Source organism: Pandoraea sp. SD6-2 (assembly GCF_000389825.1).
Lineage (GTDB): Bacteria > Pseudomonadota > Gammaproteobacteria > Burkholderiales > Burkholderiaceae > Pandoraea > Pandoraea communis.
On record NZ_KB944454.1, the window covers coordinates 350,047 to 373,577 of the forward strand.

At 62.1% G+C, this 23,531-nt stretch carries 20 protein-coding genes; 9 read left to right on the top strand and 11 right to left on the bottom strand.

All coding sequences use genetic code 11. The annotated features are described in order from the left end of the window. Positions 1 to 61 precede the first annotated feature (61 nt). Complete coding sequence (locus tag C266_RS17955; protein ID WP_036663703.1) at positions 62 to 2,110, top strand: TonB-dependent receptor domain-containing protein; 2,049 nt, start codon at positions 62 to 64, stop codon at positions 2,108 to 2,110. 86 nt (positions 2,111 to 2,196) lie between these two features. On the opposite strand, the gene C266_RS17960 is transcribed toward C266_RS17955, so the two are convergent. The 4 genes from C266_RS17960 to C266_RS17975 form a co-directional block, all read right to left on the bottom strand. Further along, positions 2,197 to 2,769 (bottom strand): cytochrome b, encoded by a 573-nt coding sequence (locus tag C266_RS17960; protein WP_010804946.1) that lies wholly within the window; start codon positions 2,767 to 2,769, stop codon positions 2,197 to 2,199. Positions 2,770 to 3,093: 324 nt separating this feature from the next. Further along, positions 3,094 to 3,966, bottom strand: a complete 873-nt coding sequence (locus C266_RS17965; protein ID WP_010804945.1) for a CoB--CoM heterodisulfide reductase iron-sulfur subunit B family protein — start codon at positions 3,964 to 3,966, stop codon at positions 3,094 to 3,096. A gap of 17 nt (positions 3,967 to 3,983) precedes the next feature. Continuing rightward, positions 3,984 to 4,943: a succinate dehydrogenase/fumarate reductase iron-sulfur subunit gene (locus C266_RS17970; protein ID WP_010804944.1), complete on the bottom strand. Its 960-nt coding sequence runs from the start codon at positions 4,941 to 4,943 to the stop codon at positions 3,984 to 3,986. A 61-nt stretch (positions 4,944 to 5,004) separates the two neighbouring features. Further along, positions 5,005 to 6,747: an FAD-binding protein gene (locus C266_RS17975; protein WP_010804943.1), complete on the bottom strand. Its 1,743-nt coding sequence runs from the start codon at positions 6,745 to 6,747 to the stop codon at positions 5,005 to 5,007. A gap of 319 nt (positions 6,748 to 7,066) precedes the next feature. On the opposite strand from C266_RS17975, the gene C266_RS17980 reads away from it, so the two are divergent. From C266_RS17980 to C266_RS17995, 4 genes are all read left to right on the top strand, one after another. Further along, entirely contained in the window at positions 7,067 to 8,368 is a 1,302-nt protein-coding gene (locus tag C266_RS17980; RefSeq protein WP_010804942.1) for an MFS transporter, read from the top strand. A 137-nt stretch (positions 8,369 to 8,505) separates the two neighbouring features. Further along, on the top strand, positions 8,506 to 9,333 hold the full coding sequence (locus tag C266_RS17985) for a helix-turn-helix domain-containing protein (protein WP_010804941.1): 828 nt from the start codon (positions 8,506 to 8,508) through the stop codon (positions 9,331 to 9,333). A 367-nt stretch (positions 9,334 to 9,700) separates the two neighbouring features. Further along, entirely contained in the window at positions 9,701 to 10,534 is an 834-nt protein-coding gene (locus C266_RS17990; protein WP_010804940.1) for an aldo/keto reductase, read from the top strand. A gap of 85 nt (positions 10,535 to 10,619) precedes the next feature. Continuing rightward, complete coding sequence (locus C266_RS17995; RefSeq protein WP_010804939.1) at positions 10,620 to 11,888, top strand: FAD-binding oxidoreductase; 1,269 nt, start codon at positions 10,620 to 10,622, stop codon at positions 11,886 to 11,888. 88 nt (positions 11,889 to 11,976) lie between these two features. Here C266_RS17995 and C266_RS18000 read toward each other — a convergent pair whose 3' ends face one another. Beyond that, the gene (locus tag C266_RS18000; protein ID WP_010804938.1) at positions 11,977 to 12,978 is read right to left on the bottom strand and encodes an LLM class flavin-dependent oxidoreductase; all 1,002 of its coding nucleotides are present in this window, start codon (positions 12,976 to 12,978) and stop codon (positions 11,977 to 11,979) included. A gap of 155 nt (positions 12,979 to 13,133) precedes the next feature. Here C266_RS18000 and C266_RS18005 point away from each other — a divergent pair, with 155 nt between their 5' ends. Then, the gene (locus tag C266_RS18005) at positions 13,134 to 13,571 is read left to right on the top strand and encodes a helix-turn-helix domain-containing protein (protein WP_010804937.1); all 438 of its coding nucleotides are present in this window, start codon (positions 13,134 to 13,136) and stop codon (positions 13,569 to 13,571) included. Positions 13,572 to 13,712: 141 nt separating this feature from the next. Here the strand turns inward: C266_RS18005 and C266_RS18010 are convergent, their stop codons facing one another. The 6 genes from C266_RS18010 to C266_RS18030 form a co-directional block, all read right to left on the bottom strand. After that, the gene (locus C266_RS18010; protein ID WP_010804936.1) at positions 13,713 to 14,696 is read right to left on the bottom strand and encodes a succinylglutamate desuccinylase/aspartoacylase family protein; all 984 of its coding nucleotides are present in this window, start codon (positions 14,694 to 14,696) and stop codon (positions 13,713 to 13,715) included. 135 nt (positions 14,697 to 14,831) lie between these two features. Continuing rightward, positions 14,832 to 16,151 carry an MFS transporter gene (locus C266_RS18015; RefSeq protein ID WP_010804935.1) on the bottom strand — a complete coding sequence of 440 codons (1,320 nt, stop codon included), beginning with the start codon at positions 16,149 to 16,151 and terminating at the stop codon, positions 14,832 to 14,834. A gap of 198 nt (positions 16,152 to 16,349) precedes the next feature. Further along, positions 16,350 to 16,928, bottom strand: a complete 579-nt coding sequence (locus tag C266_RS18020; RefSeq protein WP_144265861.1) for a hypothetical protein — start codon at positions 16,926 to 16,928, stop codon at positions 16,350 to 16,352. Positions 16,929 to 17,149: 221 nt separating this feature from the next. Beyond that, positions 17,150 to 17,578 (bottom strand): hypothetical protein, encoded by a 429-nt coding sequence (locus tag C266_RS27545; protein ID WP_144265862.1) that lies wholly within the window; start codon positions 17,576 to 17,578, stop codon positions 17,150 to 17,152. A gap of 137 nt (positions 17,579 to 17,715) precedes the next feature. Then, entirely contained in the window at positions 17,716 to 18,201 is a 486-nt protein-coding gene (locus C266_RS26350) for a hypothetical protein (protein WP_051126389.1), read from the bottom strand. 450 nt (positions 18,202 to 18,651) lie between these two features. Then, entirely contained in the window at positions 18,652 to 19,506 is an 855-nt protein-coding gene (locus C266_RS18030) for a DNA-binding transcriptional regulator (protein ID WP_051126391.1), read from the bottom strand. 314 nt (positions 19,507 to 19,820) lie between these two features. Here C266_RS18030 and C266_RS18035 point away from each other — a divergent pair, with 314 nt between their 5' ends. Genes C266_RS18035 through mhpD form a run of 3 tightly spaced genes read left to right on the top strand, consistent with a single transcriptional unit; the run spans position 19,821 to position 23,452 of the window. Beyond that, positions 19,821 to 21,668: a bifunctional 3-(3-hydroxy-phenyl)propionate/3-hydroxycinnamic acid hydroxylase gene (locus C266_RS18035; RefSeq protein WP_010804931.1), complete on the top strand. Its 1,848-nt coding sequence runs from the start codon at positions 19,821 to 19,823 to the stop codon at positions 21,666 to 21,668. 2 nt (positions 21,669 to 21,670) lie between these two features. Further along, positions 21,671 to 22,630, top strand: coding sequence for a 3-carboxyethylcatechol 2,3-dioxygenase (locus C266_RS18040; protein ID WP_010804930.1), 960 nt, complete (start codon positions 21,671 to 21,673; stop codon positions 22,628 to 22,630). A gap of 36 nt (positions 22,631 to 22,666) precedes the next feature. Then, positions 22,667 to 23,452 (top strand): 2-keto-4-pentenoate hydratase, encoded by a 786-nt coding sequence (gene mhpD, locus C266_RS18045; protein ID WP_010804929.1) that lies wholly within the window; start codon positions 22,667 to 22,669, stop codon positions 23,450 to 23,452. The last annotated feature ends 79 nt before the right edge of the window (positions 23,453 to 23,531 follow it).

Genomic DNA, 23,531 nt, shown 5'->3' on the forward strand with positions numbered 1-23,531 from the left:
CCCTGACACCCTCGTTGCTTCGTCAACGCCCAGCACGCAGTCCCCGGCACATGCACCCGCGATGTCTCTCGCGCAGGCGGTTGTGCCTTCGACGGCGTCCGCAGCGCCCGTTCCCACGGCCACGCTGCCGCTCACGACCGTGACCGCACCGGCAGAGTCGCTCACCTCGCCGAGCGTCGACGACCAGAAGGCCAACCTGTTCCAGACAGCAGGGTCTGTCGCCTTCGTCGACGCCGATTCATACCAGAACACCTATGCCTTCAACCTGCGCGATATCCTCAAGGACACCCCCGGTGTATACGTGCAGAACCGGTACGGTCAGGAACTGCGCGTGTCGATTCGCGGCTCAGGCATCGCACGCGGCTATCACGTTCGCGGGCTCGACATCCTTCAGGACGGCATTCCGACCAACTCGGCCGATGGCAGCGGAGACTACTACCAGATCGACCCGATGGGCTTGCGTTCGACCGAGATCTACAAGGGCGGCAATGGCCTCACATACGGCTCGACCACGCTTGGCGGGGCCCTGAACTTCGTCACCCCGACAGCCTATACGGCTGACGCGCCCAACCAGTTCCGTCTCGAGGGCGGCAGTTTCGGCACCGTGCGCGCCAGTGCTCAGATGTCGCGCATCTTCGGCCCGTTGGATGCACTCGCGACCGTCACCCTGAATCGCGCCGACGGTTATCGCGACCACGACAAGGGCAATTACGCGCAGATCAACGCCAACATCGGCTACAAGTTCTCGCCGAACTTGGAGACCCGGTTCTTCTTCGGCGCCTATATCGTCGACCAGAAGCTACCCGGCACGCTGTCGCTGTTCGACGCGCTCAACAATCCGACGAAAGCCTCTGCGTCCGCCGTCTCCGGCGATCAGGCACGCAACACACGTACCGAGCGACTGGGCAACCTGACGACGATTCGCTTCGCCACCGGCCAGCTCGACATCGCGTCGTGGGTCATCCACAAGAGCCTGTATCACCCGATCTTTCAGGTCATCGATCAGGACGGCTGGACCTACGGCGTGGCGCCGCGCTACACGGCCAACCTGACGCTCGCCGGCATGCGCAACGACCTGATCGTCGGTGCACGCTTCTTTGGTGGCAACACGCAGGCCGACCAGTACGTCAACGTGAACGGCAATCGCGGCGCGCGAACGCTCGACGCCCGCCAAAGCGCCTACAACTACGAGGCGTACTTCGAGAACCGTCTGTTCTTCCTGCCCACGGTCGGCCTGATGATCGGCGCAAAAGCGTACCGCGACGTTCGTCAATACATCGATTACGGCGGCCTGCCGGGCGACCCGAGCTACCGCTCGACAAGCGCCGCCTACTCGGGCGTCAATCCGAAGATCGGGCTGTTGTGGGAGCCTCGCAAGGACATGCAGGCCTTCATCGACGTCACGCGCAGCGCCGACGTGCCCGACTTCACCGATCTGTCGCAGACCTTCGGCGCCACGTCCCGCTTCGTTCCGCTGGCATCGCAACACGCCTGGACGATTGAAGCCGGTACGCGTGGCAAACTCGAGCGCGTGGCGTGGGACGTGACTGCGTATCGTTCGCTGGTGCGCGATCAGTTGCTTCAGTACACAACATCGCCCGACATTCCCGCCGCGACCTTCAACGCGAACAAGACGGTGCTGCAAGGTCTGGAAGTGGGCGCTGCGGTGGACGTGTTCAAGAATGTGGTGGCGACCGGGGATCGAATCACACTGTCGCAAATCTGGAACTACAGCGACTTCCGTTTCCGCGACGACCCGCAGTACGGCAATAACCGCATCGCCGGTGTGCCGACGAATGTGCTGCGCACGACGCTCGGCTATGCGCTGTCGAACCGCTTCCAGATCTCGGCGTCGCTCGACTGGGTGCCGACCGGCGCCTGGGTCGACTATGCCAACACGATGCGCGTGCCCGGCTACACGCTGCTCGGCGTACAGGCGTCGTACCTGATTCAGCGCGGCGTGACGTTCTATGTCGACGCCCGCAACCTGACCGACAAGCGCTACGTCACCGACTTCAGCACAGTGACCGATGCCCGCATGGCCAATACCGCCGTGTTCTATCCGGGCGATGGAAGAAGCGTGTTCGCCGGCGTGCGCTTCGCGTTCTGAGTCTCAACGGATTGCACCACCCGGCGTGCGCGGCGCAGGAAAGATGCCGCGCACCGCCCGGCAGCAGGTCGTGTGGCGAACCTCGTTCACAGCATGCGCCGCAACGTATCGTCCCGACGGAAGTAGTGATGCCACAGCGCCGCCAGTGCGTGCACGCCAATCACCCAATAGAACGCGCTGCCGATCGTCTCGTGAATGTCCTTGATCGACCGGCCCACTTCAGCGTCTTTCCCGATGAATTGCGGCAGCGCGACATCCAGCCCCGGAATCGTGAGCACATGTCCCCCGGCATTGAGCGTGAGGTATCCCAGCACCGGCTGCGCAAACAGGAACAGATAGAGCAACAGATGCACCACGGCGGACGATGCCCGCACCAGCCCCCCCTGGCCGGGTAACGGCGCCGGCGCCCCCTTGATCATTCGCCAGAGCAAACGCGGCACTGCCAGTACCAGCACCACAACCCCGGCCCACTCGTGAATCGTCATGGACAACGCACGCGGCGCGCCGCCTTTCGGCAAATACCCTTTCGCGATGACAGCCGCATAGGCAATCACGACCAGCAACGCGATTGCCCAATGAAAGAAGATGGCGGCCGGCGCGTAGCGCTCGGCCAAGGAGAGCCGCGAGCCGCTCGGGCGGAACTTAATTGCGTTACCCATCCGGGGGAGTCCTTTTCTGTCTTGCAAGTGACGTCATTATGACGTCGGTTCCGTTACGCGAAAAGGTCTCGAATCGTCGCAGTTGTTACTTCAAGTCTCCTCTTGGTATTCGGATTCCTCCTCCCCACGGACGCTCTTGCTATGCCGACAATACGTCTCAAGCGCGCACGGCCCCATAGATGCGCTCCCGACGAACCTCCTTGGCCGACCGTTGCTTGGTCGGCCTTTCAGCCCCGCTCGCGGGGCTTTTTTTTGGTTCATCGTGGAAAATCGTGGGGGTTTTCGACAGGAAATGCGGTATGGCGCCCGGTGTCAGGCGCCTCGCTACGTTCGAGCGACGGCTTCCGCCGGAACGACGTGCCGCGCGAGACCGAGCGCCGCCGCATCGATGCCCAGCGCCAAACCAACGAGCTGAGGCAAATGCAGCACGGGGAGATCCAGCGTAGTACCGAGATCGCGTGCCATGTCGTCCTGATACGTGTCGAGCACTGTATGGCACAAGGGGCACGGCGTCACCATGGCGTGCGCACCGGCCGCTTTCGCCGACGCGACGTGCCGACCACTGAGTTTGATGGGAATGACATCACTTTGCGCGGAACAATGAAAACCGCAACACGATGTCCGGCCGGAATATTCCACGGTCGTGCAGCCCAGAATCTGCGCCAGCGTCTCGATCGACCGGACGCTCTGCGCGTCCGTGCCCCCGAAGGTGGAGGGTGGCCGAACGATGTGACAGCCGTAGAACGCCGCGATCCGGTGCGACGACAGCGGCACCTTCACCAGCGAACGCAACCGCACCTCCCCCACCTCCTCAAGCAGATACCACAATAGGTGCGTCACGCGCGACGTCCCACTGTAGACAAGGCCTTCCTCGGCCAACTGGCTATTCACGCGAGCACGCAAGTCCGAATCGCTTTCCACACGTTGCTTGGCCTCGATCAGGTTCAACGTACAGGTATTGCAGATCGTCATGAGATCGAGGCCTTTCGCCTCAGCCAACGCAATGATGCGAATGTTCAGCGCAACGAAGCGCGCTGCATCGGCCGCACGAATCTCACGACTCCCGGTGCAAGTCGCAGAACTCAGCGTCTCCAGTTCGACGCCCAGCCGATCTGCCACGGCGTGCGTGGCCACCAACAACTCGCTACACGTCGTGCGTGCGCTGCACCCGGGGTAGAAAGCAATCCGCATGCTCATGCCTCCTCGAAAGACATCTATCGGAAGAAAATACGTCGGATCGTCTTGATGCCGGGCACCGGTCGACGCAACAACGCGGCCAACGGCTTGACCTTGCCCCGCAGCATCAGCTTGAGCGTGCGCCCGGGTCGTTGTAGCACTGCGCGCCATCCGCGCGTACCCAGAACGAGCAACATGGGTTCGATCCGCCCTCGCCGCGCCACGATATCCATGAACGTGCGCGCATGCGGCGACGCCTCGCGTGCCTGCGCATAGGCGAGTTGCTTGAGCGGTTCGATGGCGGCACTCACGATCGGAATGCCCGCAGGGCAGACGGCTTCGCACTGGTAACAAGACACGCAATGGTGAACTTGCGCTTCGTCCAGAATGGCCTGCAGACGCGCTCCATCGTCGCGCGCATCCAGCGCAACGCGAGCCAGATGCACGAGTGGCGCTGGCCCGGCGAACGCGATATCGTCGGGAAAATCGAGCACAGGGCATGCCGAGTAGCAGGCGAGGCAACTCAGACAGTCCATCGTCGCGCGTAACGACGCGGCGTTTGCCGCATCGATCGCTTCCGGGAACCCACCGTAAGGACGTGAGCGCTGAAGCCAGGTTTGCAGCGACACCAGCTTCGCTTCGACGGGCGAGCGATCGACCGCGAGATCGCGGATTCGCGGCAGGTGGCGCAGCGGCTCGATATGCATCTCCGCTTCGGCCGCCTCCCAGCACATTAGCACCTCCCGTCCATTGACCCGCGCGGCGCAGGTGCCACATTTTTTCGTGCCGCAGTACCACCGGTAACCGATGTCCACAGCGAGCGTTTCCTGCACGTAGTTCAGCGCATCGATGATGCGCATGTGCCGCACGTGCGGCACCACGTAGGTCTCCACGTATGGCGCCGCGTCCGTTTCCGGATCGAAACGCGAGATGTGCAAGGTCACCGCTGCCAACTCACTGGCCGCGTCCTCCCGAAATTGCCCGACGTCCGAATGCATGTGTCCCCTCAGCGCAAATGGTCTTTTTGACGGCGGATCCTTAGCGTCGAGATGCCCCGGATCACCACGGCACACTGAAATACGCTTGCCGATCGAATCCCGGAGCGATGGCGCCCTCCGGATATCGCTCTTGCCTGAACCGGTAGCCGCTGCCGTCGCGCGCGATGATGTTCTTGCATTGCCATACGGTGTTGTCGACGTAGGGAAAGTCAGTGCGATAGAAGCTGCCCCGGCTCTCTTCACGCCGCAATGCACTTTGCAATGTGGCTTCGCACACATCGATCAGGTTATGAACATCGAGGGCGTCGAGCCATGCCGTGTTGAAGCGCCGCGACGCACTCGGCGGTTTCATACGCGGCAGTTCGCGCGCGCGCAGTCCAGCAAGCCGTGTCAGACCGTCGCGCATCGCCTTCCCGTGCTTGATGATTCCGTAGGCCTCGTCCATCACATCCCAAATGCCGGTCTTGATGTGCATGGGTGCGAGACACTGTCGACCGGCAACGCTGTCCGTCAGGCCGCCTCCGACACGAAGCGCCTCCACCCGTTGCGCCTCCTCCTGAATCTGCTGCGCCGTGTGATCGTCGTGGCGATGACGCTCGGACAAACTCCCGGCGACTGACTCTGCCGCAAGCCCCCCGTCATAAATCGCGACCGCCAGACTTCCCGTCACGTGAGCCCCGACCCCGCCGGCCACCCACAATCCGGCCACACTGGTGCGCATCGAGTGCGGGTCCGACTCGATGCCGCCCTGCCGGTAATGCATCGTGGTGCGCGCTTCGACCTTGTCCCGCGTGATGTCGAGCCCCAGCTTCTCGAACGCCGAAGCGGCGTACTGGTAGCGACGCAGCACCTCCGCGTCGACATGGCGGTAAGACGTGTAGTAGCCGCCGCTGAAGCGCGCCTTTCCCGCAAGCACTTGTTGCGTGAGCCGCTTGACCTGAAGCGAATAGGGCGCGAGCGCGGCAGGTGCGTCGCGCGACTGCTCGAAGAAACACTCGCCCTGCGCGTTGTACACGCGTGAGCTCTGGTCGGTGCCCACCAGCGGATTCGGATAGATATGCAGACGCTGCCATGTCGGCGGATTCGCAAAATCGCTGATGTGCCAGAACTGCATTTCCAGATTGGTCATCTCGGCGCCGGCGCGTAGGGCCAGCGCAATGCCGTCGCCGGTTTGTTCACGCGTGCCCGTGGAGCGACGCACCAGCCGGTCGGCGTGTCCCGTCGCCATGACGACTGCCTTCGCATACACCGCAAACATCTCGCCGCGCACATAGTCCAGCGCGGTCAGGCCGCAGACTTCGCCGTTCGCGTTGCGCAAGAGTGCAGTCACGACACACTCCTCATGCATCGGAATGCCCCCGGCTTGCAGTTGCTTGCGCCGAATGTCCATCAGGAGGATGCCGGTCTGCCCTTGCATGGGAGCGACCGCCCAGCGCACGGGAGAACGGCTCATCGCAACGCCGCCGTCGGCGTCGCGCGTGAACAGCAATCCCAGCGATTCCATCTCCGGATAAAAAATGTTCTCGATCCAGCTTCCGGCAGCCGCCAGATACGACTGATCCACCAGGAAATGGCTGTAGTACTTAGCGAAGAACTCCAGCGAACTGGCAGCGTTCTGCTCGGTGCCGCCGAGCATCTTCGAGCCGACGATCACGGCGCCCGCCATGATCGATGCGCCGCTCTTGCCGACCAATCCCTTGGAGATCAGCATCGGCTTCAGGCCCAGATGGTGCAGACGCAAGGCGGCGTAGGTGCCCGCGCCGCCGCCGCCGACGACCACGACATCGCAATGGATCACCCTCATCGCAGCAGTGCCCTCCTCGGGCCAGTTGTGGGTCTGTGAGACCGCGGAATGCCATGGGTTCATTGTGGGCAGCGCGCCGGGCGCCAATGCAGCGATCGAGACACGCCATCCATCAAAGCAGCCAAGGTGGCCAACGGGCTGCGCGAGCAGCGAAGACCGGCAAATGGATCGGAAGCCGCACGCGCCACCCGAGTGAAATTTTGTCCGCTTTGCGATATGTGTTGTCCCTTGCGCGGTGTGCGCAAGGGGAAGAGAGGCGCTAAGGTGAGTTGGGCCGTCAATCAAACAACAACGACCATCAGCTATCAGGAGACACACCATGGATGCGACCCTGCAAGCCGTCGCCCGCAACGAGCGCGGTTCGCCCGCAAAGTCGGTCATCTTGGGCGCGGGTATCGGCAACGCGCTGGAGTGGTACGACTTTGCCTCGTTCGTGCTCTTTTCCCGCTACTTCTCGACTCAGTTCTTCCACGCCGAAGATCCGACCGCCGCCTTTCTGTCGACGCTTGCCGTCTTTGCCGTCGGCTTTTTGTTGCGCCCCATCGGCGGGGTCTATTTCGGTTGGCTTTCCGATCGCCGAGGCCGCCGCAGTGCGATGGTGACCTCGATGGCTGTCACGGCAGCGGGTTGCCTCGTCATTGCGGTGTCGCCCACGTATGCGTCAATCGGGTTGATGGCCCCGGTGCTGCTCGTGTTCGGACGCTTGTTGCAGGGCTTCGGTCTGGGCGGCGAGATCGGTGCGTCGTTCACCTTCCTCGTGGAAAGCGCCCCTGTCCATCGCCGCGGCCTGTGGTCGAGTAGCATGTTCATCGCCATTACAGGTGGCTCGCTGCTCGCCACGGCCGTCGGATTGGTATTGACGCAAGTATTCTCGACCGAAGAGATGACACGCTACGGCTGGCGCATCCCGTTCTTCTTCGGCACCGCCCTTGGCGTGTACGCGCTGTTTCTGCGCGGCAGGCTCAAAGAAACGTCGGCATTCGAACAGGAACAAAGCGAAGCGCGCACCAGTGTGTCCCCACAACCGATGGCCCGGGCCATCTGGGAGCACCGCGCCTCGGTGCTGCGCATCATCGCGCTCACGGCCGGGCCGACTCTGACGTTCAACACCTGGATGTCCGGCGCGATCACGTTCGCCACGCACTTCAAAGGCGTCGATGCGCGAGACGGGCTTCTGGCGCTATGCATCGGCTGTCTGGTGTACATGGCGATACAGCCGGTCTGGGGCGCGCTCTCGGACCGCATCGGCCGCAAGCCCAACCTACTGATGGGAGCGGGTGGATCGGCGCTGGTCATCGTGCCGTTGCTCATGATCATCGATGCGTCCTTCGTGCGGCTAACGCTGGCGATCTGTCTCGGTCTGGCGGTCCTGGCCGCCTGGACTGCCATCGCGCCAGCGGTTTACGCTGAGTTGTTCCCCACACGCATTCGCGCCAGCGGCGTCGCCATTCCCTACTCGCTGACGGTGGCGATTTTCGGCGGCACGGCCCCCTACTTGCAGAACTGGCTGGCCGATCACGGGCATCTCGGGTGGTTCGCTGCCTATCTGATTGCGCTGAATCTGTTGACGGTTCTCGCTGTCATCTGGATGCCCGAAACGCGTGGTCGTGCGCTGGAATGAGACGCCTGAATGAGAACCCGGCGCCGGGGCGAGGCAACACAAATCGCCCCGAGCGTCGCCCTCTGGCCATCACAGGGCATTTTGTCCTGCCATACCCGAGTTAACCCCCATGTCGTGCATCTGAGGTTGAGGAAAGAATGAAACGGGCATTTCTTTCCCTTGGCGCCAAGGGGCACGTCATGCAGACACGGATCATCACCGCTCAGGATGTCGCGTTTTTCGAGTCGCGAATCTCGCCGGCCCCCATGGTCGGGCTAGCCTTCGCGTTTCCATCGGGCGGCGGCGTAGAACCCCATGTCCATCCCTATGGGCAGGTGTTGTTCGGTGGCGAAGGCATCATGTGCGTCGACACACCGCGCGGCACCTGGGTCGTGCCTCCACAGCGCGCCGTCTGGATTCCGCCAATGACACTGCATGCGGTGCGGCTGCGAGCCTCGTTTGGCATGCACAACCTGCTGATTTCGCCGCACGCCGTGGCGAACCTGCCCAAGACCTGCGAGCCGCTCGTCGTCTCCAATCTCATGCGCGAACTGATTCTGCGTGCGGCAAGCACCGAAGAGCCGCTGCAGCGCAAGCGTCACGTCGACAAGTTCTTCGAGATCATTCTCGACGAGCTCGAATTCAGCGACGAGATGCCGGTTAAGCTCGAAATCCCGCGTGAGCGACGCCTCGCGCGTCTATGTACCGAGTTTTCGCGCGAACCGTCCGATAACCGGACGCTGCAGGAATGGGGCGAACACGTCGGAGCCAGTGCGCGCACCCTGTCGCGACTCTTCACCCGCGAACTGAATCTCACCTTCGACGAATGGCGGCGTCATGTGCGCCTGCAAGAGGCGCTCTACCGCCTCGCGGAAGGCAGGGCTGTCTCCGCAGTGGCCAACGAACTGGGCTACGAAAGCACGACGGGCTTCATCGAAATGTTCCGTAAATCCCTGGGACGCACGCCCGGTCAGTATTTCGCCTAAGCCTAAGCCTGAGCCCGGTATTCCCCAATGAACTTTTCGTGCGCGCCACAACAAACCCTCCCGTTACCGATTTCCACAGGCCCGATACACACGGCCTGAGCCATCACCGAGCCGTCTCGCTGCGGAGCAACATTCGCCGTGTGCATCGGTGAGGCCAGCTTATCGCGGCAGTGCGGCAAAAGGTCTGTGAACTATCCGAGAGAATCGAGGCACGAATGCAATAGCGGGCACGTCCGAGCCATGCTTAAGACGAATACGATGCAAAAGATAGGACGACACCGTGAAATGTTGCGCGAAGCCCTCACAGCGCTGGTCACAGCTCGGCGTGCGGGCCGATAATGGTCACCAAATACATGGAGGACAAACTATGCGAGACATCACATTTCCCGGAGGCGAGGCCGTACCGGTGCTGGGTCAGGGCACATGGATGATGGGCGAGAAGCCGGAGCGGCGGCGCGAGGAAATCGATGCGTTGCGCCTGGGTGTCTCGCTGGGCATGACGCTTGTCGATACGGCCGAAATGTACGGCGAGGGCGCTACCGAACGTCTCGTGGGCGAAGCACTGGACGGGTTGCGCGACGAGGTGTTTCTCGTGAGCAAGGTCTACCCGCACAACGCCTCGCAACGTGGCGTGATCGCGGCTTGCGAGCGCAGCCTGGAACGCCTGGGCACCGATCGTCTCGATCTTTACCTGCTGCACTGGCGTGGCGAAGTACCGCTCAGGGAAACGATCGCGGGCTTCGAAACCTTACGCCAGGCAGGCAAGATCCGGCATTGGGGCGTCAGCAACTTCGATACGGACGACATGGAAGAGTTGTTCGACACACCGGGTGGCAACGCATGTGCAACCGATCAGGTGTTGTACAACCTTTCGCGCCGCGGCCCCGAATATGACCTCGCGCCGTGGCTCGCCGAGCGCGGCATGCCGATGATGGCATATTCCCCCATCGAACAGGGACGGCTTCGGACCACGGGTGTACTGGCCGATATTGCGCGTGCACGTCACGTCGAGCCATTGCAGATTGCGCTTGCCTGGGTGCTGCACCGACCGGGCGTCATCGCGATTCCCAAGGCAAGCTCGCAAGCGCACGTGCGCGCCAACTATGCAGCGCACGACATCGATCTGACCGGAGAGGAACTCACGCAGCTCGATCACCACTTCGAAGCGCCCTGGCGAAAACGTCCGCTAGAGATGATCTAAGAACGTTCGCGAATTTTGAAGGTGCCCGGTCGCGCGCCTCCAACAAAGTACACTAGGCGCTTTCGCGCTTTTGCAGGACGGATTCATGAACGATTCACGTCCCGTCGTCGTTATCGGGGGCGGTTTGGTCGGCGTATGTACCGCCGCATATCTTCAACGTGCCGGGCATTCGGTAGTGATCGTCGACCGGCAGTCGGCGCGTCAGGCGGCATCGCTTGGCAATGCGGGCTGCATCAATGGCTCGTCGGTCGTCCCGATTGCGATGCCCGGCGTGCTCTGGCAAGTCCCCGGCTGGCTGATGCAACCGGATGGCCCGCTAGTGTTGCGATGGCGCTATCTCCCGCGCATGGTGCCGTGGCTCATGCGCTTCGTCGCGGCGAGCCAACCCGCTCGGGTTGCTGCACAAGCCCACGCGTTGCGCGCGCTGCTCGGCCCCGCGCTCGACGCCTATCAGCCCCTGCTTGACGATGCGGGAGCGAACGATCTGGTCAAGCGCCGCGGTTATCTCATCGCGTACTCCAGCCCGAACGGCATGGCGGGCGATGAAGGCGGCATGGCGCTTCGCCGTGACAACGGCGTGCATATCGAGACGCTCGATGCGGCTGCGCTTCGTGAGTTCGAGCCGACGCTATCGCATGACTTCATCGGCGCACGATACATCAGCGAGACGGGGCATACCGGCGATCCGGGCGCACTTCTGGCGCGTCTGACCGCACAGGTGGTCGCACGAGGGGGGCGTGTCGTCGATGCGGCGGCCACGGCCATCGAAACCAATGGCGCACAGGCCGTCGCCGTGCACACCGACAAAGGACGCGAAGCTGCCAGTGCCGTGGTTATCGCGGCGGGGGCGTGGTCGGCACCCTTCGTGCGCCAGTTGGGAGACCGCATCGTCTTCGACACCGAACGCGGCTATCACGTGGAGATTCCAGCACCGGAAGAAATGCCGTCACGCCCCGTCATGTGGGCTGAGGGCAAGCTGTTCGCCACACCGATGAACGGTCGCCTTCGCGGCGCGGGTACGGTGGAATTGGCGGGGCTGCAAGCGCCGCCGAACTGGCGGCGTGCCGATCTGCTATTGGGTCAACTGCACAAGATGTTTCCGCGCGCCATGCAAGGCACGACGCCGACGCGATCGGTCGACGGTGCGCGCTGGCAGGGCTTTCGCCCCAGCACCCCCGACTCGCTACCGGTGCTGGGCGCGGCGTCGAAAGTGCCGAATGCGTTTTATGCGTTCGGCCACGGTCACGTCGGCCTGACCGCCGCAGCGTCGACAGGTCGTACGATTGCCGGGCTGGTGGCTGGCGAACGGCCTGCTATCGACCTTTCGCCATTCTCGATCGGACGCTTTCGCTGAAGCACGCGAATGCGGCACGGCGCGCGCGGCGAGGAGTTGTCCGAGCGCGCCGTCATGCCGCCTCGCAAGCGCAACGCCCCTCAAGCCGTCAGGACCTGGCGACCGATGCAACGATGTCGCACGAGCGCAGTCGCAACGCGGGATCGTAGACATCGGTCACGAGCATCAACTCATCGGCCTGCGTGCGTTCGACCAGATCGGACAACCCTGCTTTCACTCGCTCAGGGCCACCCACGACGGACACGCCGAGGAAGGCTTCCACCGAATGCTGTTCGGCCGGGTCCCAACGCTCGTCCATATCGTTCACGGGAGGCTGCAACTTCAGGCTTTGTCCGCGCATGAGCGCCAGAATCTTCTGTTGCGCCGACGTCGCGAGGAATGCCGCTTCCTCATCGGTCGGTGCGGCCACGACCGGCACACCGACCATCACGTAAGGCTTATCCAATACCGCAGACGGACGGAACAGCTCGCGGTACAGGCGTAGCGCATCGAACAGGAATCGCGGCGCGAAGTGCGACGCAAACGCGTACGGCAGCCCCAGATGCGCGGCGAGTTGCGCCGAAAACAGCGACGACCCCAACAACCACACGGGAATATCGCTGCCCGCACCGGGCGTGGCGACAAGCCGCTGCCCCGGCTGCGCCGGGGCGAGCAATGCGCGCAATTCGGCGACCTGCTCCGGGAAATCGTCGCCATTGGACAACCGATCGCGGCGCAGGGCGCGCATCGTCGCCTGATCGGCGCCGGGAGCACGTCCCAACCCCAGATCGATGCGTCCCGGATACAGCGCGGCAAGCGTACCGAAGTTCTCGGCAACGACCAGCGGCGGATGGTTCGGCAGCATCACACCGCCCGATCCCACGCGAATACGCGAGGTCTTGTCCGCAATGTGACCGATCAGCAGGGCAGTCGCCGAACTCGCGATGCCATCCATGTTGTGGTGTTCCGCCAGCCAGAAACGCTCGAAGCCCAGGCGCTCGACGTGCTGGGCCAGTTCCGTGGACTGTTTCAGGGCTTCGGCCACCGTGCCGCCGGCGCGTATCGGCACCAGATCCAGCATCGAGAGGGCCGTCTTCGACAAACTGCTCATGGGATTCTCCATTGTCCTGCGCGCACCTTTCCGGCTGTCGGGACCGCAAGGCCATCTCACATCGGATGACGCGCACTACCGGCACAAAGTATAGTGACGAAGGGAAAAAATCCCCAGTAGGCACTCTTTAGTTGAATAGTTACCAATTGGTTACCATGAGCAAACCCGAACCGTTCGTTTTCGAAGAAACCTGCGTGCCGCGTCGCGTACTGGAACTCTTCAGCGTGAAGTGGACGAGCATGGTGCTGTACGCGTTGCAGTGTGGCACCACGCGCACGGGAGAGTTGCAGCGCCGCTTGCCGGGAATCTCCAAGAAGATGCTCACGCAGACGTTGCGCGAACTCGAGCGCGACGGACTGATTCATCGCGAGGTCTACGCCGTCGTGCCGCCCAAGGTGGAGTATTCGCTCACGCCACTGGGCGAGTTGTTCATCGAGCCCATCGAAATGCTTTACCGCTGGGGCAATCAACACGCTGACGTGCTTGCTCAACTGAGTCTTCGCCGCGGCAAACCCGTGCAGGTTGACTACGCCGACGCCGACATCGACATGACGCACGCCCCAGCCCCCGCAGGCACAACGCGCGCTGTCTGAACCGGCACGAACGTTCACCCCGTCGGCTCGCCGGCCGACACGTTCTGACGGCCGCGACGCAGACCACCCGCAAACGAAACGGGCCGGCAAATTGCCGGCCCGCTGCCTAACCTCGGTGTCCCCGACGCTATCGTTGCGTCATCAGCGATCGAGCAAACGTCCCAGACGCATCATCGTGACGTTCACTCCGAGATGGCGCATCGACGGCTGCACGATCACGCAGTTGTCGTAGGGCGTGACAATGACTTCGTCGCCATCGCGGGCAATCTCCGTCCCGGCCTTCTCGATCACTTCCAGGCCGGTGAACGGCTGTGAGAAGCGGAAGTCCATCGAGCGCGCCACGACCGGCTGCGTGATCTCCACAAACTTCTGACGTGCGGGCAACGCTTGCGTGAGGAACGGCGCCACATCGGCCTCGGCCACGACACCCGCGTGCAACAGGAACCGAGCGGCACTGTCGAGCGCCACGTCGCGCGCGCTCTTGGCGAAGTGCTGACCGGTTTCGATGAGCAGAGCGTTCTTCGGGCTGGCCGGATCGCCGAAGCCGCCGTAGTCGCGCATACGTGTGCCGTTCGCATGGCCCTTGTCGATGATGACGTGCTCCGGCGTGCCGAGTTCGGCGGCCAGTGCAATCGCCTTCTCGAGCGGCCCGGTCATCATCAACGGCGCGGAGGCTTCGTGCATCGAGTGGATGTCGAGCAGCAGATCGACCGTATCGATGAACGGGCGCATGGCGCGCGCACGCAACAACTCGCGGCTCTGGCGCTCGCCGTCGAGCGTCGACGGCGTCCAGACGCGGTTCATATCTTCGTCGAGGAAGCGAGTGGCATCGGCATTCTCGGCGCTGAATTGCTCGTACGCACCGATATTGCCGAAGCCAAGCGACAGGCGTCCTGCCGTGGGGCGCACACCGGCGGCGAGCAGCGCGTCGACGGCGATGGCGCCGCTCACTTCGTTGCCGTGCGTGAGCGCAAGAATCAACACATGTTTGCCGGGCTTGCCGCTATCGAACGAGTGCAGAAAGTCGATGCCGGTATTGCCTTCGCGCCAGCGGTTGATGTCGGGAAACGAGACTTCGATGGGGTACGCCGGCAGGGCGGCGCGAATCGCTTCGAGCGTGGTCATGAAAAATGCTCCGCAAGGGATGCCGAAAAAAGTGACGACGCCGCTGTAGGGGACAGCAGACGTCGTCGTTACGGCGAAAATCAGGTCATCGGATGAGGATGAGGTGCATTGTTGGCGGTTCGCCGACGGCGCCGCTCAGGCCTTCGATGCGTGGGTCGAGCCATGCGCGATACCGGCAATCTTGCCGGCGCGCGCACGGCGGCCCAGCGAAATCACGGCGGAAACACTGAGCACGGCGGTCGCCATCACGTAGAAGCTCGGTGCAAGCTTGTTCTGCGTGGCGTCGATGAGCCAGGTCACGATAAGCGGCGCGAACCCGCCGAACACCGTCACCGAGAAGTTGTACGACAGTGCCAGCCCCGTGCCACGGGTGCTCGTCGGAAAAATGTCCGCCAGCAGGGCAGGCAGCGGCGCAAGGCTCACGGCGATGAGCAGCCCCACGAGCGCTTGCACCATGAGCAGCGTCTGGAAGGTCGGATAGCGGTTGAGCAGCACGAACAGCGGGTAGGTTGTCACGCCCACGAGAATCAGCGCCCAGAGCATCACGCGAATACGGCCGAACTTGTCTGAGAGATGGCCGACGACAGGCGCGGCGATCATCAGCATCACGCCGGTGACAACAGCGCCGATGAACGACGACGTCGCCGGAATATGCAGTTGCTTGACGGCATACGTCGGCATGTACAGCTTGTGAACGTAGTTGAATGCGGTCGCTGCGGCAACGACGCCGGCACCGAGCAGCATATTGGCGCGATCGCGGCCGAAGACTTCGCGCAGCGGCGACTTTTCGCGTTGCTTTTCGCCGAGCTTCTTGAAGTCGGCCGTTTCGTCGATGTTGCGGCGAATGTAAAGACCGACCGGGCCGATGAGCAGCCCCACGGCGAACGCGATACGCCATCCCCATGCGCTCAGTTGATCGGCCGTGAGCAGCATGCTCAGCAAGGCGGAAACGCCGGCGGCGAGCACCGTGGCGAGGCCTTGCGTGGACATTTGCCAGCTTGCGAAAAACCCGCGGCGCTTGGCATCGGCGTGCTCGACCATGAAGGCCGTGGCGGCACCGAACTCGCCGCCCGTCGAGAAGCCTTGCAGCATACGCGCGACGATGATGATGAGCGGCGAGGCAATGCCGATCTGTGCATAGGTCGGGGCGAACGCGATCATGGCGGTGCCGAGCATCATCAGGGCGATGGACACCGTGAGCGACGCTTTGCGGCCCGCGCGGTCGGCGTAGCTGCCGAGGACGATCGAGCCCAGCGGGCGCGTAACGAACGAGATACCGAAGGTGCCGACGGAGAGCAGCAGCGACGTGGTCGCGTCATGCGACGGGAAGAACAACTGGCCGATCACGATGGCGAAGTAGCCATAGATCAGCAGATCGTAGAACTCGAGTGCGTTGCCGATACTCGCGGCGCAGATTTCGCGCCACGGGTTGTGGGGTTTGGTGTTACTGGTCATGCCCTGCTCCTCTGGATCGCTGGCGTTGGGGATCAATGTGTGGCGGCCACGCGATACGCGCCTAAAGCGCGCCGAGGCCACCGGCCAGTCTCAGGAAGCGGAGTGTAGGCGGGAGAAAATCGAGCTTCGTGCCGATTCGGCACGCAAAGGTGCCGATTGAGGGAGACGTCGGCTCGATTGCTAGAGTGGAGCGCACGCTCAATTGCTTTGCGGCAGAGCTTTTAGGGAAACAGGTGTCGGCAGTTTTTCCAAGGACATTAGAGCACTTTCGACCTGCGGGCCATTGGTCTTAAGCCACTCACTCATCGCTTGGCCAGTGGACTTCCCGTACACTCGGTGGGAATAGACTGTGACAGTTCCGACGCCATCAACCAGGGCAAAGCGGGCAAAGACAGCCTCGAGAAAGGCAGGGTTACCAAGCACTGCGACAACCAAATGTTCTGCGGGATGATCGGGGGTTCTGGGCTTGGAATCGGTTCGCAGAATTTTTCCAGCGTGTTGGTAATTGGTTAGAATCTTGTTCGCCGTTTCAGCGAGTTGATCTCCATTCGTAACGGACTCATGAACATTCAAAGTAATCATGTCACGCCACGAGCTGAGATCTTCTTGGCCTTGCGGCGTGAATTCGTTTTGACCGCCCTTCGACCACCTGTGTTGATACTCGACGTCACGAAAGACAACAGAGATCGCGCTGGCCTCTGAAGAAGCTGCCGACGCCGTGGAGAGCATCAGCAAATAAGCCATCGTGAAAATCCAACGAGTGATACGATTTTCCAATTTCATTTTTCCTCGCAAGGAATATTTTTGGGTGCGCCTCAACGCCAGATTTCAGCGGCGACCGAAGACCAATCCATGTGCTTGATAGGTCGAACGACCGCTCCTGGCCGCAGTGAGACAAATGCGATTGTCGCAATCCGCCCCGAGGCGGACATCGGCAACTGAAGCGAACATGTCTGCTATTGAATGGTCGCGGGCGTCAGCACGCTGGATTGGGCGACCTAGCCCCTCGTAATTGTTAACAACTGAATCGGCCCGTCACCAATCGAATATTCCACATGGATCACAATTTGCCCAACCCGAAAGCGGTCCCATGCAGGCTTCTTGCCAAGTAGAAGGACTTCCCTCTCCTTACCTGATTCGACTGGCACCCCCAACCATGCACGAGCATCTTCACGATTCATTTCGAACTTCAGCTGACCGGGAAGTCGGCCTGCGTAACCTCCGAAGCCATCATGCTTACTGGCGTGCAATTGAACGGCTCCCACTGTCTCATTATCTGGAAGCACAAGCGAGACGCTCAGAGCTGGGAAGCTGACGTAACTTTGATCAACTACGGCTTCACGTAAAGGAATATCTATTCCAGCAAGAATGGGTGCCTGCCCTAAATCTTCGTATCTAACGCCCAGTAGTAATTCGATGTTTTCCATAAGTCGAGTCCGTCGGCCCGATTCGCCGAATGTACAAGTCGTGATGCGTCAGGGGCATTGGCCGGTTGAATCCACAACCCGGAGCGGACGACTCACGGTCGGGTGCGAATGTCCGCTTAAGTGTTGAGAACAGGCAATCAAGATTGTGGCTCGGCGCTACGGACAACAGCTTTGATACATTGGAACAGCGCGTTGCTTTTTTCCGGGCCGTGAGTCTGCTGGCATTTCTCCATTTGTGGCAGCACCGATACGAGGCGGGGCATCCTCACACCCCCCAACGTCTCACGAAAGCAAACTTCTGACCGGAAGGAATATTGGGAATACATGGAGAGGTTGGGGAAGTCGAATGCGTCTTCGACGCTTTCCCGCATGGCGCTCACAACGCGCAGCGACATGGATTTAGGTTCCTCTGGCACCAACGCAAGCACTTCCGACTTGCTTCGCCCATGCTCGCGTAACGCAGCAGCGACCAACGCCGATTTCGCTTGATCAAGGCAGAGGACATTGGACGCCTTGACCATTTCGTCCGGATCCGGCAAGTACCAGCGCTCAAGTGGCTCAGCGTTCGCGATCGTCGTGACTATGGCTCCAAAGACAATTGCAGCTCGCTTTGCTGAATTCAAAGTTGAGGCTCCCGATTGGTGAGGTGGGTTGGAAATGTCGGATTGCCGCGCCCACGCTTATGGAATGGATCGTATCACGAGCCGAAACGTGCGATTAAATGGTTCATCGGCGATACGAAAATGTGCTTCTTCGGATAACAAAGTGGCGACTCCACAGGGCCACTTCTTCGCCTGCTTCAGCCGTTAATGTCATTGTCAACGATGTCCGCTTCTGGCCGCTTGCTGTCGCTCATTACAGTCGACTTCCAACCCAAAGGGGCCGTTCTATAGCAATAGATGGTAAGCGTATTCTTTCGACAAGCCTGATCACCCCGCAGGATTGTCGTCATCATGCACTTGAACAGCGCTCGTTCTGCGTTGCAGAGTCCGTCTTGCACCGGTGGGTCGACCACGACATCTTGACCTGATAGTCGAGTAGCGCGCGTGATGCCGAGCAGACCCGCAGGCTGGTCAAGGCGTTCCAGGATCGGTCGACGGTGCAGGCGGTGGCGTATCCGGTGACGGCGACAGCGAGGAGGATGCTTTCGTCGATATCGCCGCCGCGATTTGCGCGGCCGCGTCTTGCAGGGGCGGCACGAAGCGTCGCACGGCCTCTGCGGGACTCACGGCCTGATCGAGATAGATCACGTTCAGACTGGCGAGCACACGGCCTTCGGATGGGATAGCGACTGCCACGGCGCCGATCTTGCGCTGGTCGAGCCAGTCGCCGTGATTCGAGCCAAAGCCGTTGTCGCGCGTTTGTCGTACGAGGTTGCGGATAAAGGCGTCGTCGCAGGCGAAGCGCTGCTGCAACTCGCCACCAGCGCCTGTGCGCAGCAAGTCGAGAATGTCTTCGCGTTCCGTGTCGGGACACATGCCGAAGTATGCGCGTCCGGCGGCAGTGAACAGCATCGGCAGGCGACGGCCGACCATCGCACGATGAAACGACAGCGGGCTGAAGCGATGTGTTGTCTCGCGAATGATCATGGCGTCGCCATCGGGTGTGGTCAGGTCCGATGGCCATACGACGCGCTGCATTAACTGCCCCATGATCGGGGGAGCGACGGTCGCGACACGCTCGTCGTCGGTGAAGCCTTCGCTGAGTGAGCGCACGGCGAGTGCCAGCCGAAAGGTGTCGTCCGACGTGCTGCGTCTCACGAACCCGTCCTCCAGCAGGGTCTCGAGCAAACGCCGCACGGTCGTGCGATGCAGGCCGGTGGCTTCGCTCAGTTGCGCAGGCGTTGCGCGCCCCCGTTCCATGACGTTCATTGCTCGCAACACCAATAACCCGCGCGACAGTCCCCGCACATTCGAATACTTGTTCATCGAAAAATCCAATTAAATCAATGTTGTGCATTCTATGCACATTTTAGTGAAATTGTTGAGCGCATTTCGTGACCTGCCTAGACTCCACAGAAAATCAGAGCGCTAACGGAGACACCGTCCCAATCCGTCCGAACGACATTTGCCGAAGGCAAGTCGTTTGACAGCGGATCCCGCGGCCCGACCCGAGCCAACGAAGCGAACACAAGCGGACACCACGATCCGCCGTCGATTGACCTACAGCAGCACGCCATCAGAACGCGCGAGACAGGCGCGGGGGCGCGCTTGTGCCCAAGAAAAGTAAAGGAGCGAGACACATGACTGCATCCGCCAATGCGTCCAATGCCGTGGCCGACATCACGACCGACGTCGCCATCGTTGGCGCCGGCCCCGTCGGGCTGATGATCGCCAACATCCTCGGCCTGCAAGGCGTGCGCGTCACAATCATCGAGAAGCTCGATCAGCTCATCGACTATCCGCGCGCTATCGGTCTCGACGACGAAGCGCTGCGCGTGTTTCAGGCGGTGGGCCTCACCGATGCCTTGCTCCCGCACACCACACCCGATCACTGGATGCGCTTTCTCACGCGCGACGGCCATTGCTTTGCGTCGATCGAGCCTCGCACCGACGAGTTCGGCTGGTCGCGTCGCAATGCGTTCATCCAGCCGCTGGCCGACCGCGTACTGTTCGACGGCCTGGCGCGCTTCGCGCACGTCCAGGTGCTGTTCGGTCATGGCGTGGAGGCCTGCACACAGGACGAGCGCGGCGTCACGCTGACCACGCGCATCAGTGATGGCGAAACGCGCACGGTTCGCGCGGCTTACGTCGTGGGCGCTGACGGCGGTAACAGCCTGATTCGCCGCCTGCTGCAAGTGCCGTTCGAAGGGCGCACCAAGCCGAACCAGTGGATCGTAGTCGACGTGCGTAACGACCCGGTTGGCTCGCCACACATATACATGCATTGCGATCACGAGCGTCCGTATGTATCGGCCGCGCTGCCGCACGGCATTCGTCGGTTCGAATTCATGGTGATGCCGGGTGAGACGGAAGAGGAATTGTCGAAGCCGGAAAATCTGGCGGCGCTGATCCGCAAGGTAGTCGCGTATCCCGACAAGGTCGACTACATCCGCAAACGGGTCTACACGCACAACGCGCGGCTGGCCGGAACGTTCCGTGTCGAGCGGGTGCTGCTCGCGGGCGACGCCGCGCACATCATGCCGGTGTGGCAGGGGCAGGGCTACAACAGTGGCATTCGCGATGCCAACAATCTCGGATGGAAGTTGGCGATGGTCGTGAAGGGCCAGTGCCACGGAGCGTTGCTCGACACCTACACGGCCGAGCGTCGTGCGCATGCGCGCGCCATGATCCATCTGTCCGAAGTGGCGGGAGACATCTTCGCACCGACCACGCGCTTCGGCGTGCGCTTTCGCGACGCCTTCGTACACAGCTTCAATTGGTTTCCGTCCGTCAAACGTTACTTCGTTGAGATGCGCTTCAAGCCGATGCCGCGCTACGAAGAGGGCGTGGTCCTGCTCCCGCCACCCACGAGCACCGGCGGATGGCTCGCGAGGCGGCTTGAGCGTTCGGGCAATTCTGCGCCGGGCCGCCTGCTCGGCCTGATGAGCCAGAAGCGCGAGTCCTGGCTCGGCAGGTGGGTGTACGGCCGAGATCCATCTGCCAACTCCCCGGCGGGGCGTCTCTTCATTCAGCCGCGAGTGCGAACCATCGACGGGGAAACTCAGCGACTCGACGACGTGATCGGCAATCACTTCGCCGTGATCGGCTGGGGGACCGATCCCACATTCGGTCTGACGCCGGAAGCACGCGCCGTCGCACAGAAGCTCGGCGTTCGTTTCGTGCTCGCCAAGCCGGACACCCAGCTCGGCTATATGGACGACGTGCCGGAAGGTGTCATCACGATCGGTGACGCGCAGGGTCGTCTCAAGGAATGGTTCAGTGCGCGCGCCCAGTCGGTGGTGTTGATGCGCCCGGACCGGTTCATTGCGGGGGTATGCGCGCCGCAGGAAGTCTCCGACTCGCTTGTGCAACTCGCCCGCAAGGCGGCGCTCGTCGACGACCCGATCCGTCTCGTGACGAGCGGACTCTCGCCGATGCCGCAGCGCGTCCAAAACGACATTGCCTTCGCCAAAGTTGCCGGAGCCTGAGAATGCCGATTCATCTCGAATGCCTGTCCCACACGCCGCTGCATGGCTATTTCGACCCTGCCGATGACGTGGTGTCGGAAGTGGGTCGCGTACAGGCGGCTGCGCGAGAGCGTGTGCGCCAGTTCGACCCGGAGCTCGTCGTCGTGTTCGCGCCCGACCACTTCAACGGCTTTTTCTACGATGTCATGCCGCCGTTCTGTATTGGCGCGCAGGCCACTGCTATTGGTGACTTCAAGAGCCTCGCAGGCACACTGCCCGTGCCGTCGAACACCGCGCACGCACTCACGGAGCACGTGTTGTCGGGCGATATCGACATTGCGCTGTCGTACCGCATGCAGGTCGACCACGGTTTCGCCTATGCACTGGAAGTCCTAACCGGCGGTCTCGATACCTATCCCGTCGTGCCGGTATTCATCAACTCGGTGGCGCCCCCGATGGCAACGCTTCGCCGCTCGCGGTTGCTTGGCGATGCGATCGGCCGCTTCTTCGCGCAAACGGACAAGCGCGTGCTCGTGGTCGGCTCGGGCGGCATTTCGCATGAGCCTCCCGTGCCCGAGCTCATCGGCGCAACCGAAGAAGTCGCCGAGCGTCTGATTGCCGGACGCAATCCGTCGGCCGAATTTCGTGCGGCGCGTCAGGCGCGCACCGTTGCCGCGGCGAAGGCCTTCACGGCGGGAGACAGCCATATGCACCCGCTCAATCCGCAATGGGACCGCGATTTCCTGCAAACCCTGACAGACGGCGACTGGCGCGCCGTCGACGCGATGAGCAACGACACCATTACGCGAGACGGCGGCAAGTCCGCGCACGAGATCCGCACGTGGGTTGCCGCGTTCGCGATGCTCGCGGCTTACGGCGAGTACCGCGCGAGCGTCGATTACTACCGTCCGATTCCCGAATGGATCGCGGGTTTTGCTGCCATGCACGCGGTGCCGAAACCTGCGTTGGCCGCAGCGGCCTGATCACGAGAAACGGGACCAAACAAGAGGATTTCCCCGATGTCGAATGCCCAACTGATTCAAACGCTTGCTGACCGTCTTCGTCAGGCGGAAGCCTCACGTCAAGCCATTGCGCCCGTGCGCGGCGAGATCGCAATCGACGACATGGCCACCGCCTATGCGGTGCAGCAGCGCAATGTCGACGCACGAGTGGCCAACGGCGAGCGCATTGTCGGTCGCAAGATCGGCCTGACGTCGCTGGCCGTGCAAAAGCAACTTGGCGTGGACCAGCCCGACTTCGGCGCGCTGTTCGCGAGCATGGCATACGGCGACGCGCAGCCGATGCCGCTTGCCAGCCTTATCCAGCCGAAGGTCGAAGCCGAAATCGCGCTTGTCCTTGAGCGTGACCTGACGTACGAGAAGCACACATTCGCAGACATTCTTCGCGCGAGCGCCTACGCCGTGGCGGCCGTGGAAGTCGTCGACAGTCGCATCGAGCAGTGGAATATCCGCTTCGTCGATACCGTGGCCGACAACGCGTCGAGCGCGCTGTTCGTACTCGGCAGCCGCCCCGTGAAGCTCTCGGACGTAGATCTCGCGGCCTGCGCGATGACCGTTTCGCGCGACGGCGAGGTGTTCTCGCGCGGCAACGGCGCGGCGTGCCTCGGCAATCCGCTCAATGCCGCCGTCTGGCTCGCGGATCGCATGGCACAGCTCGGCACGCCACTGCGTGCGGGCGAAGTCGTGCTCACCGGTGCGCTTGGGCCGATGGTCCCCGTCACGGAAGCCGGCACGTTCGTCACCGAGATCGAGGGACTGGGCAGCGTGCGTGCCGTCTTTGCGTGAGGCAGGTCGCGTCAGATATCCGATCCATCAGCGTTACAGGGCAACACCGGCATCACCCGCAATCAGGGTGATGCCGCCA